13 protein-coding genes are annotated in these 16433 nt (G+C 68.6%); 11 read left to right on the forward strand and 2 right to left on the reverse strand.

Annotation, left to right across the window (positions count from 1 at the left end):
• Positions 1–111 precede the first annotated feature (111 nt).
• The 5 genes from pth (at position 112) to EDL96_RS06875 (ending at position 8137) form a co-directional block, all read left to right on the forward strand.
• A complete protein-coding gene (gene pth / locus EDL96_RS06855) occupies positions 112–693 on the forward strand; it encodes an aminoacyl-tRNA hydrolase (RefSeq protein ID WP_123825052.1) in 582 nt (193 codons plus the stop codon).
• A 261-nt stretch (positions 694–954) separates the two neighbouring features.
• A complete protein-coding gene (locus tag EDL96_RS06860; protein ID WP_407656920.1) occupies positions 955–2232 on the forward strand; it encodes a SufS family cysteine desulfurase in 1278 nt (425 codons plus the stop codon).
• Between the two features lie 15 nt (positions 2233–2247).
• Positions 2248–2721, forward strand: coding sequence for a Fe-S cluster assembly sulfur transfer protein SufU (gene sufU, locus EDL96_RS06865; protein ID WP_123825053.1), 474 nt, complete (start codon positions 2248–2250; stop codon positions 2719–2721).
• Positions 2718–5282: a helix-turn-helix transcriptional regulator gene (locus tag EDL96_RS06870; RefSeq protein WP_123825054.1), complete on the forward strand. Its 2565-nt coding sequence runs from the start codon at positions 2718–2720 to the stop codon at positions 5280–5282. The genes sufU and EDL96_RS06870 overlap by 4 nt, the downstream gene beginning before the upstream one ends.
• Entirely contained in the window at positions 5279–8137 is a 2859-nt protein-coding gene (locus EDL96_RS06875) for a helix-turn-helix transcriptional regulator (protein WP_123825055.1), read from the forward strand. The genes EDL96_RS06870 and EDL96_RS06875 overlap by 4 nt, the downstream gene beginning before the upstream one ends.
• Positions 8138–8174: 37 nt before the next feature.
• Here the strand turns inward: EDL96_RS06875 and nhaA are convergent, their stop codons facing one another.
• Together nhaA and EDL96_RS06885 are read right to left on the reverse strand one after the other, a co-directional pair.
• Positions 8175–9473 (reverse strand): Na+/H+ antiporter NhaA, encoded by a 1299-nt coding sequence (gene nhaA / locus EDL96_RS06880; RefSeq protein WP_233568740.1) that lies wholly within the window; start codon positions 9471–9473, stop codon positions 8175–8177.
• A gap of 149 nt (positions 9474–9622) precedes the next feature.
• Positions 9623–10120, reverse strand: a complete 498-nt coding sequence (locus tag EDL96_RS06885; RefSeq protein WP_123825057.1) for a DUF2505 domain-containing protein — start codon at positions 10118–10120, stop codon at positions 9623–9625.
• Positions 10121–10280: 160 nt separating this feature from the next.
• Here EDL96_RS06885 and EDL96_RS06890 point away from each other — a divergent pair, with 160 nt between their 5' ends.
• The 6 genes from EDL96_RS06890 to EDL96_RS06915 all read left to right on the forward strand — a co-directional run bounded on the left by EDL96_RS06890 (position 10281) and on the right by EDL96_RS06915 (position 16433).
• Complete coding sequence (locus EDL96_RS06890) at positions 10281–10661, forward strand: DoxX family protein (RefSeq protein WP_123825058.1); 381 nt, start codon at positions 10281–10283, stop codon at positions 10659–10661.
• 373 nt (positions 10662–11034) lie between these two features.
• Complete coding sequence (locus tag EDL96_RS06895; RefSeq protein ID WP_123825059.1) at positions 11035–12240, forward strand: glycosyltransferase; 1206 nt, start codon at positions 11035–11037, stop codon at positions 12238–12240.
• A complete protein-coding gene (locus EDL96_RS06900; RefSeq protein ID WP_123825060.1) occupies positions 12237–13088 on the forward strand; it encodes an acyl carrier protein in 852 nt (283 codons plus the stop codon). The genes EDL96_RS06895 and EDL96_RS06900 overlap by 4 nt, the downstream gene beginning before the upstream one ends.
• Positions 13088–14341, forward strand: a complete 1254-nt coding sequence (locus tag EDL96_RS06905) for an acyl-CoA dehydrogenase family protein (RefSeq protein WP_123825061.1) — start codon at positions 13088–13090, stop codon at positions 14339–14341. Before EDL96_RS06900 ends, EDL96_RS06905 begins: the two co-directional genes overlap by 1 nt.
• Positions 14338–15399, forward strand: coding sequence for a class-II aminoacyl-tRNA synthetase family protein (locus EDL96_RS06910; protein WP_123825062.1), 1062 nt, complete (start codon positions 14338–14340; stop codon positions 15397–15399). Before EDL96_RS06905 ends, EDL96_RS06910 begins: the two co-directional genes overlap by 4 nt.
• Positions 15396–16433 carry a DUF1839 family protein gene (locus tag EDL96_RS06915; RefSeq protein WP_158609526.1) on the forward strand — a complete coding sequence of 346 codons (1038 nt, stop codon included), beginning with the start codon at positions 15396–15398 and terminating at the stop codon, positions 16431–16433. The genes EDL96_RS06910 and EDL96_RS06915 overlap by 4 nt, the downstream gene beginning before the upstream one ends.

Here is a 16433-nt window from a genome sequence, read left to right on the forward strand (position 1 = left end):
GATGCGCCTGACGGCACCCGAACCGGTCTGCGGTTCGGGTGCCGTCACCCGTTGACGGTCCGGGCGGCGCCCGGTGGCGGATGAACGCAACGCACTGAATGGGATGAGGCAATGACGGATCGGTGGATCGTGGCGGGCCTGGGCAACCCCGGACCGCAGTACGAACGCACCCGACACAACGTCGGACACATGGTCGTGGACGAATTGGCGGCTCGCACGGGGGAGAAGTTCTCCGTGCACAAGCAGTCGCGCGCCCAGATCGCGGAGACCCGGCTACGGCCGGGCGGCCCGCGAGTGGTGCTGGTCAAACCCCTGACGTACATGAACGTCTCCGGTGCTCCGGTGGTCAACATCCTGAAGTTCTTCGGCGCCGCCCCGGATCACCTGATCGTGGTGCACGACGAACTCGACATCGATTTCGACACCGTCAAACTCAAACGCGGTGGGGGCGAAGGCGGGCACAACGGGCTGCGGGACATCTCCAAGGTCCTGGGCACCAAGGACTACCTGCGGGTCCGGGTGGGAGTGGGACGCCCTCCGGGTCGGATGGACACCGCGGCGTTCGTCCTCAAGCCCTTCACCACCACGGAGGCCACTGCCCTCCCGTTGTTGCTGGACACCGCCGCGGACGCGGTCGAGAAGATCATCGACGACGGACTGACCGCCGCGCAGAACAGCGTCCACGCCCGCTGACCGTTCACCGGACGCAATGACGACGTGTGACCCGTGGTTTTCCGGCACTGGACTACCGTGGAAGCCACGCTTCGCCCGCGTGCACCCCGGTGGCGGTCGCGCGGACACCCCCACTGCCACACCCGCAACACCCGCATCGCGCCACCGCCGCAGCGCAGATCCCCCAGGAGGTCCCTCGTGCACTCCGACAGCAGCCCTGATCGACCCGCTCCCGTCGTCGTTCCCTCCGTCGTTCCCGCTCCCGGTGAGCCGGCCGGGGTGTTGGACGACGAACAGGCACGGGAACTGGCGGCGCGGTTCCCCGTCCTCCGCCGCACGGTCGGGGACAAGCCGTTGGTGTACCTGGACTCGGGTGCCACGTCCCAGCGGCCGGAGGCCGTTCTGTCCGCGGAACAGACCTTCCTGACGCAGTCCTACGCCGCGGTGCACCGCGGGGCGCACACGCTCGCCGTCGAAGCCACCGACGCCTTCGAGGACGCCCGGCGCACCGTGGCGCAGTTCGTGGGCGCGGAGGAACGCGAGGTGGTCTGGACCTCCAATGCCACCGAGGCGATCAACCTGGTCACCTACGCCATGTCCAACGCCACCGCGGGAAGCAACGGGGCAGGACCTGACTCCCGACGCTTCGCGTTGGCCCCGGGAGACGAAATCCTGGTGACCGAATCGGAGCACCACGCCAACCTGGTGCCTTGGCAGGAACTGTGCGCGCGCACCGGCGCGACCCTGCGCTGGGTCCCCGTGGACGACGACGGACTGCTGCGCATGGACACCCTGGACGACCTCGTGGGTGAACGGACCAAGGTCATCGCCTTCACCCACGTCTCGAACGTCACGGGGGCGGTCAACAACGTCGCCGCGTTCGTGGCCGCCGCCAAACGCGTGGGCGCCCTCACCGTGCTGGACGCCTGCCAGTCGGTCCCGCATCTTCCGGTGGACTTCCATGCCCTGGACGTGGACTTCGCCGCGTTCTCGGGCCACAAGATGCTGGGCCCCACGGGCATCGGGGTGCTCTACGGACGTGGTGAACTCCTGGATTCGCTGCCCACCTTCCTCACGGGCGGATCGATGATCACCTCCGTGACCATGGAACGCAGCGAGTACCTCCCCGCCCCCACCCGGTTCGAGGCCGGGACCCAGCGCATCTCCCAGGCCGTGGCCCTCGCGGCGGCGGTCCGGTTCCTCACCGACGTCGGAATGGACAAGGTGGCCGCGTGGGAGGCGCACCTGGGTCAACGGCTCGCCGTCGGTGTCTCGCAATTGCCCGGGGTTCGCCTGGTCGGCCCCCGGCCGGGGCAGGAGAGGGTGGGCCTGGCCTCCGTGTCGGTCGAAGGCGTGCACTCCCACGACGTCGGGCAGCTGCTCGACGTCGCCGGTGTGGCCGTGCGGGTCGGACACCACTGCGCCCAGCCGCTGCACCGGCGGCTGGGCCTGACCGCGACCACCCGGGCGAGCACCTACCTCTACAACACGACCGACGACGTCGACCGGTTCCTGGAAGAACTCTCCGGGGTGCGGCGCTACTTCCGCGTGGACGACTGAAGGAGCTGAACCACCATGAGCGCACTGGATCAGATGTACCAGGACGTCATCCTCGATCATTCCAAGCGCCGGATCGGCGAAGGTCTGGCGGCGCCGGACGAATCACCCCTGGAAGGTGAGACCGCCGCCGGATGTCATCACGAATACAACCCGACCTGCGGTGACGAGATCCTGGTGCGCGTGGGCGTGGACGGCGACCGGATTTCGTCCCTGAGCTGGCAGGGCGACGGGTGCTCGATCTCCATGGCGGCGGCCTCCGTGCTCTCGGAGATGGCCCCGGGTACCGACCTGGGCACCCTGCGGATCCAGATCGAAGAGTTCCGGGAGATGCTGCGCTCGCGCGGAAACCACGAACCCGATGAGGAACTGCTCGGGGACGCCGTCGCATTCGTGGGGGTTTCCCGCTTCGTGGCGCGCGTGAAATGCGCCGCGCTGGCCTGGGTGGCCACCGAAGCGGCGTTGACCAAGGCGCTCGCGGAGTCCGCATGAGCACCTCCGAGCGAGCCGGTCGGGCACGCCTGCCCAACCGGGTCGCGCTGGTCGAGGAACTCGTCGCGCTGGGTCGCCGGGAATCCTACGGACTCAACGTGCTCCTGACCGGCCCCCAGGGCATCGGCAAATCGGTCCTGATGGAGGAGGTCGTGGACCAGCTGCAGTCCACCTCACGGATCGTGCGGTGGGAGGACATGGACGAGCCCATGGGCGCTGATTCGGCCGTGGACCGTTACCTTCGGTACCGCTCCCGGTTGGCCGCGGATTCAAACGACCGACCCACGGTCGTCGTCGTGGACGACGTGAACACGGTGGCCGAGGCCGACAGGCGAGCCCTCACGGAGCTGGTCCGGAACCAGGAGATCGGCCTGCTGGTGACGGCAACGGCGGTCCGGTTGGCAGGTCGCGCACTGGGCACGTTGTGGCGGGACGGAATGCTCCACGAACGTCGGGTACCGGAACTCGATGTCACCGACGTCATGGAGCTGGGCCGCTTCCTGCTGCAACGCAGGGTGCCGTTCACGGAAGCCACCGCGGTGCTGAGGGCCTCGGCTGGAATTCCCGGGCACGCCGTGGCTGCGCTGGGTCATCTGGACGCCACTCCTGGGCCACCGCGTTCGCTCGCGCACGGTCCCGACGTCAGCGGGAACCAGGAGCGCATTCTGCGCATCCTGGCCCGGGTCCGTGACTTCGCGGCGGTCATCCTGGTCGACCTGTACGGGGCCGAGGACCTGGACGCCCTGCGGGACACCGACGTCCTGCGCCTCACGGGTTCGGGGGTGGCCAGAGCGGTGTGCATCGCGAACCCCTGGGTGGCGGACACCGTTGCCGCCACCACCCCGCCCGAGATCGACCGGGAACTCTGCGAGAGCCTGACGCCGTATCTGACCGACGTCCGGTTGAGTGCCGGAGCCGCCGCGGACCTGCTCCTGTGGCGCCATGACCTGGGGCTCGCGTTGGACGAGTCGCGGGTGGCGCAACTGGCCGAGGAAGCGGCCGAGAACGCGGACTACGGAACGGTCCACGCTCTCATCGAGGCCCTGGGCAACGAATCGGCACCATTGCGCGGCCTGCACACCCTGGCTCTGGCCAGCCTGGGGCGCATCGACGCCGCCACCGAACTCGCACGGCCCTTGTTGGAGGCCGACGCGGACGCGCAGGCCAAGGGCCTGACCACCCGTGAGGTCGAAGCGCTCTACGTCCTGGCGGCCATGAGCACACAGTCCAGGCGTGAGCCCGGTGAATTCGAGCAGCTCCTGGAGACCGCGCAACGCCAGCACAGGAAACTCGTTCAAGACTCGGACGACCCCCAGTCGCTGGCCCAGGCCAAGGCGCTGCGGGAGGCTGCGCTGACCGGCCGGTGGGTCATGGACGACTTCCTGGGGGAGTACACGGACCTGGCGGACTCGGTGAGTCGCGTGTCCGCGGGCAGCAGGGTGGACCGCACCACCCGCGCCCTCATGGTCGGGATGACGGCGAAAGCCAGCGCCATCGCCGGGCGCCCGTTGGACGGGCAGGCGCAGCTGGCCCGCGCTGTTCGAGTCGACACCTCGGCCCGCAACGCGAATCTGGCGCGACGCCACACGGTGGACGCCGCGATGCTCGCCGGCATCCTGGCGGGGGAGTGGCCGGTGATCCTCCAAGAGGCGTGGCGGGGGGACGATGCCTTCGCCCACAACCCTGGCTGGGTTCGCCACAACCTGGTGCTCGGGGCGGTGCTCCTGCTCTCGGGTCGGCCCCGCAAGGCGCTGCAGCACCTCTCCGAGGGCCTGCGGGACAGCGAGTCCGACAACGACTTCCCGGTGCCGCAGCTGGTGGTGAGCGCCACCGCGTGCGCCTACGCGTGGATCGGTCAATCGGACTCGGCCAAGGCCCTGCTCCGGCTGGTCGAGACCATGGATGTCCAGGAGTCATATTTCTACCGAGCCGTCGGTGACTACTTCCGCGGACTGGCGGAACTGCTGCTGGGGGACGTGGCCGATGGTGTGCAGCGGTGGCGGTCCCGGGCCGACGACGCCGTGGCGCGCGGAGCCGACGGCCTGGCACTGGTCTTTCTGCAAGCTCTGGCCAGGGCCGGTTCCGAGCTGGCCGTGCAGGATCTCCTCACCGTCTCCGCGCGGTGCCAGGGCGCCTGGGCGGAGACCCTCGGAGCACTTGCCCAGGCACTGGACGGGCAGCGGATCACGGACATGCGCGCCGCATTGCGCGGAGCCGTTGCCATGGGGGATCTCGGGCTCGCAGGGTTCCTCGAACGCCTCGTCGGCGAACGTGGCAACACCACGACAGCGGGGCCCGTCGTCGCTTTTCCCGACGACGAACTCGGGGGCGATGACGCCGGGGTGACGGACACCCCGTCGTTGGTCATGGCTGCCGTTCTCACGACCCGGGAACGGGAGGTCGCCGATCTGGCGGCGGCCGGGTTGACCAACCAGGCCATCGCCGAGGAGGTGGGCTTGTCCCGCCGCACCGTCGAAGGTCACATGCGGCAGGTGCTGCGCAAGCTCGCACTGTCACGGCGTACCGAACTGGTGGACGCGTGGAGAGTGGGGACTGCGTGAACCCTTCGAACACGACGATCGACCGCAGCAGAGGACCTGGGCACCGCAACGTGTTGCCCAAGCCCACGGCGGATGGTGACCGCAGTGCCAGACACCGGGGACTTCGAGCCCGTCTGCAGCCGACGCACCTGGTGGCCTCCCGGGCCCAGGCCGTGGAGGCGGCCGTGAACGACCTGCGGGACGGTGCGTGCATGGGCGTCGTGATCCACGGCGTCTTCGGGGCCGGAACCTCCACGGTTGCGCGGGCCGTCCTGGCGGAACTCGTGGGGGCCGTACCCATCCTGCGCGCCGAACACCAGCCGGAGGGCACCATCGACTCCCCGCTGGGTGGGCTTGCATTCATGGTGGCCGCCCTGGCGCAGGACCGGGGGCTTCCCGAAGCGCCGCTCCACGACCCCGCGGCGGCACTGGACCTGGTGGCCGGGGTCTGCCGCGAGCGACGAAGCGCAACCGGGCCCACGCCCGTCATGGTCATCCAGGATCTGCATCGCATGCCCCCGGCTGCCCAGCAGATGGTCTCCGCGCTGCTGGGCGCGGGGCTGGTGAAGGTCATTCTGGTCGCGTCCACGGCCTCGGCTACCCATGCAGCCGGGGATCTCCTCCCCGTGCTGCGCCGGGGGCTGCTGCGCGCACACACCCTGTCCGCCCTTGACGGCGACGGTGTGCGGGAGCTCATGGAACAAGAACTCGGTGGTGTGGTTCCGTCACTCACCGCGCAGTGGACCACGATGCTCACGGCGGGTGTTCCGCGCCTCGTGATCTCCTACCTGGACCGGGCCCGCGAGGACGGACTCTTGGTCTTCGACGACGGTCTGTGGCACTTCACGGGGCCCGTGGAAGGTGTTTCCGACGAACTGCGCGAGGTCGTGGCGGTGCAACTGGCCCAGCTGACCGCCGCGCAGCGGGAGGCACTGTTCGTCGTCGTCCTGGCCGAGCGGATCGAGATGAACCCCCGCGTCAACGGCGCCCTGGGTGAGGACCTGGAGGCCCTGCTGGAATCCGGGATGGTGCAGAGCCGTTTCGAGGGCCAGCGGTGGAGCCTGCTTCCCAGTTGTGAGCACTTCGCCGAGGCCGTCCGGCAACACCTTCCCCCGGGGTTGGCGGTCCACCTGGGCGCGCAGCACGACTCCGTTCTCGACGGCGGGCTCGGCCCGGAAACCCGCGCCGCGTGGGCCGTGAACACGGGGACGGCGGTGGACAGCGGTGAACTCGTCTCCCTGGCGGCAGCGGCCAATGACAGGCTCTGGGCCGATTACGCCCTCCGCACGGTGGAGGGCCCCATGGACACCGCCCGGCAGTCCGCCGCTGATCTCGAACGGCTCCGGGCCCGCATCAAGCTGCGCCACCACCTGGAGGCGGGGGCGATTGCCGCGGCCATCGACACCTCCGCGCTGGACACGAGGCAGCTTCGTCTCCTCATGACCTGCGAGGGGATCCTCCTGGGCGCTGGCGAACTGCCGTACTCTCCCGCGACGTGGGCGAGCCGCTGGGAGCAGCTGTCACGCAGTGCGTTGGCCGCGAGAGACGACGCGGGAGACGACGCGGCGGGTGACGCGGCAGATGACCCCGGAGACGGTGCCGAAGACGGCTCGTCGGCGGAGGACGAGCGGTTCTTCGAACACTGCGCCGAGCTGGTCCAGCTCTGGGCGGACTGGGGACGTTTCGGCCAGGAGGACCGCCCGGAGGTCTGGGAACACGCTTGCCACAGTGACGTCCCCGAGATCGCCATGCTGGGACTGTGCCTCTCCGGGCGCCACCTGACCCGGCGCGCCGACCTGAATGCCTCCGCCGAGGCATGGTCGAGGGCGCTCCTGCTGGCCGAGGACCGGCCCGGGCTGCTGGGCGTGTTCACGGATTCGGCGCGCATCGGAAGACTCTGGGCGGGGGCACTCAGCGGTGACCCCGTGACCCCGCTGAGTGCACTGCCCAACACATGGGGCCCGGAGGACTCGGCCCCGTACCTTGCCCTGGCCGGCCACTACTACGCGGCCACGGGCATGCACCACCTCATCCGCGGCACGGCGGATTCCGCTCACGGCTACTTCCGGGCTGCCGTGGCGTGTTCGCGCGACGACACGGCACCGCACCTCCTGGCTATGTGTCGGCGCGCCCTGGAACTGACCACGTTCCTCACCACCGGACGACTCGCGGAACGGGAGGACCTGCCGGAACCCACGGACCCGTCCCTGCCGGACGCAGACCTGCTTCCGCTGCGATGGGCCGCGGCACTGTTCGACGCCGTGGCGCGCACTGCTCAGGACAACGCAGCGGACCTCAGCACGATCCTGGGGGTCCTGGAGTCGGCCACGGCCGACGGTGAAGTGGTCACCGCGCACTTCGCGCTCGCCCAGATCATGCAGACGGGCGAGGACGCCTTCATCCGAAAGCTCCTGGAGGTCTCACACGGCACCAGCGGGCTCTACCAGGAACTGGTCCACCGCATCTGCCGGGCTGTTCTGTCCGTGGACGTGGAGGAGCTGGTCACCGTCGGTCTCCAGTGCCACGCCGCTGGAATCGACGGCCTAGCGGGGGACGCGCTGGAACGCTCCTTGGTGTTGTTGAGCCCGTACGCGCCGAAGGCTGTGGTCACCGCGGTCACGGAGGCCGCCGACGCGGCGTTCAAGGCCACGGGCCGGTACATGCGTCCCCGCTCGGCCGCAGGAGGGCGACGGAACGCGACCCTGACCGCTCGGGAGCAACAGGTCGCCGAACTGGTCGCGCAGGGGCTCACGAATGCCCAGGTGGCTGCGGAGCTGGGGCTCGGGCGGCGCACCGTGGAAGGCCACGTGTACCGCCTGTTCGACAAACTGGGGATTTCTCAGCGCGGCGAGGTCGAGGACGCCCTCAGAGGCTGACGTTCCCCGTGGTGCCGCTCTTCAGAAACCGAGGCGCTCAGGCGTCGTAGGTGTCGACCTCGTGTCCGGCCGCGCGCAACGCACCGTAGTGACGGTTGCGAATCAGCAGCAGGCAGCCGCCCACGAGTGCGGCGATCATCGAGCCGGTCAAGATACCCACCTTGGCGTGGTCGTCGTGAGCGGAGCCCGTCCCGAAGGACAGATCGGCGATGAGCAGCGACACGGTGAATCCGATGCCCGCCACGATCGCGAGCCCCAGGAGATCGATCCACGAGTAGTCGGAGTCCTTGCTGGCAGGGGTGAATCGGTCCATGAGCCAGGAAGATCCGAAGATTCCAACAGCCTTGCCGAAGAACAGACCCAAGATGATCCCGACTGCCACGGGGTCGCCCAAGGAGTCCTTGAACCCGGACCATCCACCCACCGCCACACCCGCGGAGAAGAACGCGAACACGGGAACGGCGATGGCATTCGCGAACGGCCGGAAACGGTGCTCGAGCTCGGGGGCCAGACCCAGAACTGGCGCCTCATCTGTGATCAGGCGCGGAGGAACCCGGAACACCGGGGTGGCGAATCCGAGCAGAACCCCGGCGATGGTTGCGTGCACCCCACCGTTGTAAATCAACAACCAGGTGACAACGGCCAATGGAAGCAGGACTGCCCACGCGGCCCATTTCTTGGTCATGAAGAAGTCCGTGAAACGGTGCGTGATCACCCAGTACACGGCTGCGGTCATCAGTGCGCCACCCAGGGACAGCAGGTTGATGCCGTGACTGTAGAAGATTGCGATGATCATGATCGCGATCAGGTCGTCCACGACGGCCAGGGTCAGCAGGAACGTCCGCATGGCGACGGGCAGCTTTGACCCGACCACGGCCAGGACCGACACGGCGAAGGCGATGTCCGTGGCGGTGGGGATCGCCCAACCGTGCATGGTGGCGGGATCTGCCCGGTTCATCGTGTTGACGCCCACGAAGATCAGAGCCGGCAGCGCGACTCCGGCGACGGCTGCCACGATCGGCAGGGCCGCGCGTCGTGGATTGCGCAGCTCGCCGTCCACGAACTCTGCCTTGAGCTCAAGGCCGATCAGGAAGAAGAAGATCGCCAATAATCCGTCGGCGGCCCACTCACCCACCGTGTGCATGAGTCCGGGAACTGCCTCCGTGCCGATCTCGTAGTCACGGACCTGGAAGTAGAGGTCGGCCAAGGGCGAGTTCGCCAGGACGAGAGCGGCCACCATAGCGCCGAGCAGCAGTGCACCGCCCACGAGGTCCTTCCGGAGGAAGGCTCCGAGAGCGCTTTCCGAGGTGGCGTGTTGGGTCGGTGCATCGGACACGGGACGTCCTCCTGAAGCGTGGTGCGAGCGAGTCAGTCTACGCGGGGTTGGATCCACGAAGGGCCATGGAACCGGCCGGGTGACGGCAAACTTCCCGGCCGGTCCAGGCGGGGGCATCGGTGGTTACCTGGGCTCTCGTTCGTGCGGAATCAGTGCGAGGCGATCCAAGCGTTGGCTTCGCGGGCCTGCAGGGACAGCGCCTTGCCCACGTACGGTTCGGCGGCGGCGGAGATCTTGGCGCCCAGGATCGGGATCTTGGTGGTCAGGGTCATTTCCACGGCAACGTCGGTCTTGTCACCGGAGGCGGTCAGACGCTGACTGCCCTGGCCGGAGGCCGGCATGCCGCCCACCGTGATCTCCGTGCGGATGCTGCGTGACCCGTCCGCCTCCGGGGCGTCCCACGAATCCACCTGGGTGATGGTCAGGCCGTCCTTGATGACCTTCTTTGCGATGTCGGGCAGCTTCTCGGAACCCATCTTGCGGACCGTGGTCACGGTGAACGGACCGGACGGGTCCCCGTCCACGGTCTGGGAAGCCAGCGTGGCACCACCGCGTTCGGCGACGTGCCGGTTGAAGGATTCGTCGAGGAAAGTGGCCACCACCTTGTCGACCGGTGCATTGACGGTTTGTTGCGCGGAAACAGCCATGGGTTCCTCCTTGGATAAGGGGGTCGGGGTTGGCGCCGGGTCCGATCACCGGCTCGACCATCGTAGTTGTTGCGGGTCATGACGTTGTGGTCACCTGGTGGGGGATGAAGGAACGAAACTGATGCGAGGATGGCGGGACGCAACCCACGGAGGCCAAGTGATGCATGACAAGACCAAACGAGCTCGCCGCGATGCGAAATTGCTGGCTGGCCTGACCGGCAGCCTCGGCGTCCTGCACTTCCTCAAGCCCAAGCCATTCGACTCCCTAATTCCGCGCGCCCTGCCCGGTTCGCCGCGCTTCTGGACGCTCGCCAGCGGGGTCGCCGAACTCGTGATCACCGGCGGCCTGCTGGTACCCCAGGCCCGCCGTGCCGCAGGCCGAGCCGCGACGGTGCTGTACCTCGGCGTCTTCCCCGGGAACGTTCAGATGGCCTGGAACTGGCGCCACAAGTCGTGGCCATGGCAGCTCGTCTCATTGGGTCGCCTGCCGTTGCAGGCCGACCTCATAGTCCGCGCCGAGCGTGTCCATCGCGACTCATGACGCAGCTGGACGGCTGCGCCTCGCCGACCCCCCCTCTGAGGTGATGCACCCGGGGCTCAACCGGTCGGTCACCTCCACAGGGGTGGAGGGAAGCCACGGTCCTAAACGGCATGGCGACCCCCCCATTGCTCCGTAGCCGCGCCTGTGGCGAGGTTCACGCCCCAGGCGCGCGTCTTTTCGCGGTGTGGGTTCAAGTGGGGTCATGGGCGCATAATGGGCAGGTTCGCAAATACATACACTTGCCGGGGGCCGGACACGGATTGGTGTCGCGACCCTCGGCAGCGGGTGGATCATCGGCCGGAACATGACGCGGGTGCGCAGGGCACGGGGATGCGTGAGCGCCACTCAGAGAGAAACCACAGGGGACACCTACATGGCTTTGCCCAATCGTGTATCGGGGGCGATCGACCGCACCCGATCCGGCGCGCAGCACTCCACCCCGGGCGGCCCGGAGGCCGGGCGGGGTGGTCATCGACGCCGTGTCCTGCACGTCGTCGAGGCCTTCGGTGGCGGCGTCGCGGCCGCCGTGCGGGACTACGTACGTGCGCTGCCCGAGTGTGAACACCACCTGGTGTGCCGGTTGCGTCCGGAGGCGGACACGCTGGAACCGGAGTGGATCGACGAGTTCGCCTCGATCCACCGGATCGACGGCGGCCACATGGGAGCCACCAAGTTCGTGCGCGCCACCCTGGCGCAGCTCCGCCCCGACGTCGTCCACGCCCACAGCAGCTATGCGGGAGTGTGGGCGCGGACCGCGCTGGTCGGCATCGACGGCGTCCGTTGCGTCTACACCCCCCACGCCTGGGCCTTCGACCGGGAGGACAAATCCGCGGCCGAACGTCGCACCTACCGCAGCGTCGAGCGCGCGCTGAGCCGCCGTACGGACGTGCTGGCCGGGTGCTCGCGCGCGGAGAACCAGGAAGCCCGTAAGTGGGGGAGCAAGCTCAAGACTGTCTACGTGCCCAACGTGGCGCCCGATCCGCAGCGTGAGATCACCGGCGCTCCGATCCAGGAATGGACGGATCCCCGCGGGCCGTTGGTCGTGGGGTCGGGGCGGTTGACCATGCAGAAGGACCCCGAGTGGTTCGCGCAGCTCATCGCCGCCCTTCGTGCCTCGGGAGAGTCAGTGCGTGCACTGTGGGTCGGTGGCGGCGACGACGCCCTCCAGGCCTCCTTGGAAGCGCAGGACATCGAAGTGACCGGCTGGGTGGATCCGGGCACCGTACTGGAGCATCTGGCCCAGGCGGACCTGTACGTGCACACGGCGCGCTGGGAAGGGTTCCCCATCACCGTGCTGGAGGCAGCCCGGTTGGACCGGCCGATGGCTGTGCGCGGAATTCGCGCGTTCGACGACATCGGCATGCCGTTAGTGCTCCAGGAACCCGCGGAGATCGTGCAGCACTGGGGGCGACTCAAGGATCCACAGGCCCGCTCGACCGTGGTGGCCGAGCAGCATGCAGCCCTGTGGGAGAACACGCGCTCCATGCAGCGCGAACGCCTGGCGGAGGCCTACGGGATCGAGCTGCTGCCCACCGGGGCCCTGGGGATCGACCTGATCGTGGCACCGGCGCAATCATGACCGTCGCGGGGATCGGATGTGATCTGCAGGCGCACCAGCCGGTGCGGGCGGCATGGTCGCGCCACGGCGACCGGTATCTGCGAACCGTGTTCTCCCCGCTCGAACGCCGTAGCGCCTCCGCCGACGTGCCACTCATGGCGCTGCGGTTCGCCGTGAAGGAATCGGTGGCCAAGGCACTGCAGGTCCGGTCCGATCAGCCGCTGCCCTGGCGCGAGATCTCCGTGCTCGGTGCGCGGTCGGCTGAACCCGCCGGCCCCGAGCCGGCAGCGCAGGTGTGGCAGGTCCACCTGACCGGAGCCGCCCGTAGCTATGCACGGACCGCCGGGATCACGCACTGGCTGGTCGAGGCCGACCCAGGTGACACATGTGACACGGCAATCGCAACCGTGCTCGCGCTGGCTGGTGCGAAATCATCGATTCAGGCCATGATGGAGACTCGACGTGGTGACTGCACCGCCGTCGAGAGCCACCGGACAACCGACCTCGGGGGAGGTCGGACGGCCGTGGCAGACATGCCGGGCGGGGTACCGGAACGCACAACGGCCGATGCGCCGAGGTTGGGGGAAACACACATGAGTCAGGAACAGACCGACGCCGTGAACGACGCCGTGGAGACCGTTCGCCAGGTCGTGGCGCAGCACGCGCACCTGAGCACCGACGCCGCAACGCTGGCAGAAACCGACAGCCTGTACGGGGCGGGCATGACCTCGCACGCCTCCGTCAACGTCATGTTGGGGGTCGAGGACGCGTTTGACATCGAGTTCCCCGAGGAGATGTTGACCAAGGAGACCTTCGAGTCCCTGAACTCCATCGCCGCCGCCGTCGCGCAACTGCAGGACGAGCAGTGATGAGCGTGCGCAGCGAACTGGGCACGTCCGCCAAGGTGATCGACGAACACGAGGTTCCGTCAGGCACCACCATCGTCCGTGAACTGGCCGAGGACACCGCGGCCGACTGGTCGGAGCGCATCGCCTCCGTGGTTGCCGTGGCCGCGCAGTTCGCGGCTGCCGTGGACGCCGAGGGCCGGTTTCCGCACGAAGCCATCGGTGAGTGCCGCGCCCAGCGAATCTTCGGTGCTGCGGTCCCGTCCGCCAACGGTGGCGCCGGTCGTTCGATTGGTGAGATCTGCGAACTGGTCGAGGAACTCGGACGCGTGTGCGCCTCGACCGCGGCGATCGTGGCCATGCACTTCAGCCAGGAGCTCTGCCTCACCCGGCACGTGGACCTGAGCCAGGACTCACCGCTGACCGAGCTCACGCAGCGGGTGGTCACCGAGCAGTGGCTGATCGCGTCCTCCACCACCGAGAAGAACATCGGTGGGGACACCCGAACCTCCTCCTGTGCGGTGGTGGACAACGGCGACGGCACCGTGTCCGTCCGTAAGTCTGCACCGGTGATCTCCTACGCCCGGTACGCCGACGCCGTGTTCGTGACCGCCCGGTCCACGCCGGAGGCACCGTCCTCCGAGCAGTCGCTCGTGGCCGTGCCCAAGGCCAATCTGGAGCTGGACCGGACCTCCGAATGGGATGCGCTGGGTCTGCGCGGCACGATGTCCGAGGGCTTTGAACTGGCCGCCACCGTCCCGGCCGAGTACGTACTCCCGGTGGATTTCGCCACGATCTCCGCTCGCACCATGCTGCCCGGTTCCCATACGCTTTGGGCCTCCTCGTGGCTCGGACTGGCTTCCAACGCCGGAGACGTTGCGCGCAAGTTCGTGCAGAAGAAGGCCCGCGCCACCCCGGGGCAGCTGCCGCCCGGTGGGCTGCGCCTGGCCGAACTCGAGATCGACCTGCAGCGGATGACGGACGTCGTGCGCACCAACGTGCAGCGCTTCGACGACCACGCCGAGGACCCGGAGGAACTGTCCTCCATGTCCTTCGCGATCGCCATGAACACCCTCAAGGTGTCCACCTCGGAACTGGTGCGCAAGATCGTGGCGGACGCCATGGTCATCGTGGGCATCGCCTCCTACTCCAACGTGGGCCCCCTGTCCCTGGCCCGGCCGTTGCGCGACGCGATGGGCCCGTCCCTTCAGGTCAACAATGACCGCATCCTCCACAACACCGCGACCCTCCAAATGGTCTCGAGGGGCAGACGATGACGCCGACCGAACCCACCGACTCGACCCCGACCGAACCGAACCCGACCGACCAGACCGAAGCCGACCCGACGGCCGAAGCCGAGGTTGCCTTCGAGCGTGAACTGCTCGAGGCGCAGTGGCTGCTGCCCACGCTCGGACCGGGCGTGACCGGCACGGGGGTGGCCATGGAAGCCGTGATCCGGGGCCTGGAAGTCCTGGCCCGGCAACGGGTCGAGGAGCACCTGGACCGTCCGGGGGCCGTCCGCGCGGTGCGATTCCCACCGGTCAACGGGCGCTCGATGCTGGAACGCACCGACTACGTGGCCAGCTTCCCCCAGCTGCTCGGCACGATCGACGTCTTCACCGGTGACACGAAGGCCCACCGGAGACTCCTGGCGGACCGGGAAGCGGGGCTGCCCTGGGACGGGCACCTCCACACCAGCGACTACGCGCTGGTACCCGCGGCCTGCCACCCGCTCTATGCGTGGCTGTCGATGACCGGGAACACCGCTCCCGCGCACGGTGAGCCCAACGGCGACGGTGGGGGGCAGCCGGAGACCCGGGCGGTTGTCGACGGCACCGTCTGGGCGCTCACGGGCGATTGCTTCCGCAACGAACCCTCGCCGGACCCGATGCGGCTGGTGAGCTTCCGCATGCTCGAGTTCGTCCTCCTCGGAACCCCGGAGCAGGCTCTGGCCCATCGGGGCGCCATGCTCGAGCTGGGCTCGCAGCTGCTGCGTGACCTCGGCCTGACCGTGAGCGTGGAAGGGGCCAACGATCCCTTCTTCGGCCGAGCCGGGGTCATGCTGGCCAAGGGCCAACGGGCGGCGGAACTCAAGTTCGAGATCACCACCCAGGTCTACGCGGGGCGGGACACCGCGATCGCTTCCGGCAACTGCCACGAGGAGCACTTCGGTGCGGAGTTCGGGTTGGCCACGGACGACGGCGCCGTCGCCCACTCCGCCTGCTTCGGGTTCGGCCTCGAGCGGATCGCCCTGGCCCTGGCCCGCAGGCACGGCACGGACCTGACCACCTGGCCCGCGCGGACTCGCGACCTGCTGGGATTGGAACAGGCGTGACGGGCACGGACACGGGATCGACGGCGGGCCCCGCCCGCGCCGTCGACGGGACCGGGGCAACGGCCCCGGTCACGGTGTCCGCCCCCGGACTCACGCCGGAGGGCTTCTCGCGGCATACCCTCCACGGGGACGAGTCCGTGTGGTCCAACACCAACTGCTACCTGGACGTGTGGATCGAGCTGCTGCACGGTCTGGGGCGCCGCCCCGAACCGCTGTTCGCGGCGGCGGTTGCGGCGGACACCCAGGTCGAACAGTTCGAGTTCCTCAAGACCGACCACCGGGACCTGGAGGAGGTTCACGGCATCCGGGTCGGGGAGTACGACGTGTGGACCACCCTGGTCGATCACGTTCGCACCCAGATGCAGGCCGGGAACCTCATGATCGTGGAGGCGGACGCTCACTGGCTTCCCGACACCCGCGGGGTGTCCTACGGGCTGGAGCACACCAAGACCTCGATCGTCCCGCTGCACCTGGACGTGACGGCGCAGCACCTGGTCTACCTGCACAACGAGGGACTGCACGAACTCCGGGGTGAGGACTTCGACTTCGTCTTGGGGGAGCGCCGCAGCGAGGGGATCGTGCCCGCGCCCTACGTCGAACTCGTGCGGCTGGACCGCTTGGTCCCGGCGGACGACTCGCGTGCGCGCGAGGACACCATGCGACTGCTGGCCCACCACGCAGGCCGCGCCCCGGACCACAACCCGGCTCTGGCGCTCATGGACGTCCTGCGCTCCCGCTTCGACTGGCTCCAGGGCGCGGGCATGGACGGATATCACGCCCTGTGCTTCGAAACCACCCGCCAACTGGGCGTGGTGGCCCTCCTGGCCGCCGCCGCCGTGCGATTCAGCCAGGTGCCCGAACTGCAGTCGGCCGCAGATTCCTGGGAGACCGTCAGCAGGGAGGCCAAGGCCCTCCAGTTCCAGCTGGCTCGCGTGGCCCGCGGACGTACGTCCAAGTCGCTGGAATCCACCATGACCACGATCACCGATCAGTGGGACGACGCAGCGGCCACGTTGCGCCGCTGGGCCGGCTGA

The organism is Kocuria soli, from assembly GCF_003797835.1.
Taxonomy (GTDB): Bacteria; Actinomycetota; Actinomycetes; order Actinomycetales; family Micrococcaceae; genus Kocuria; species Kocuria soli.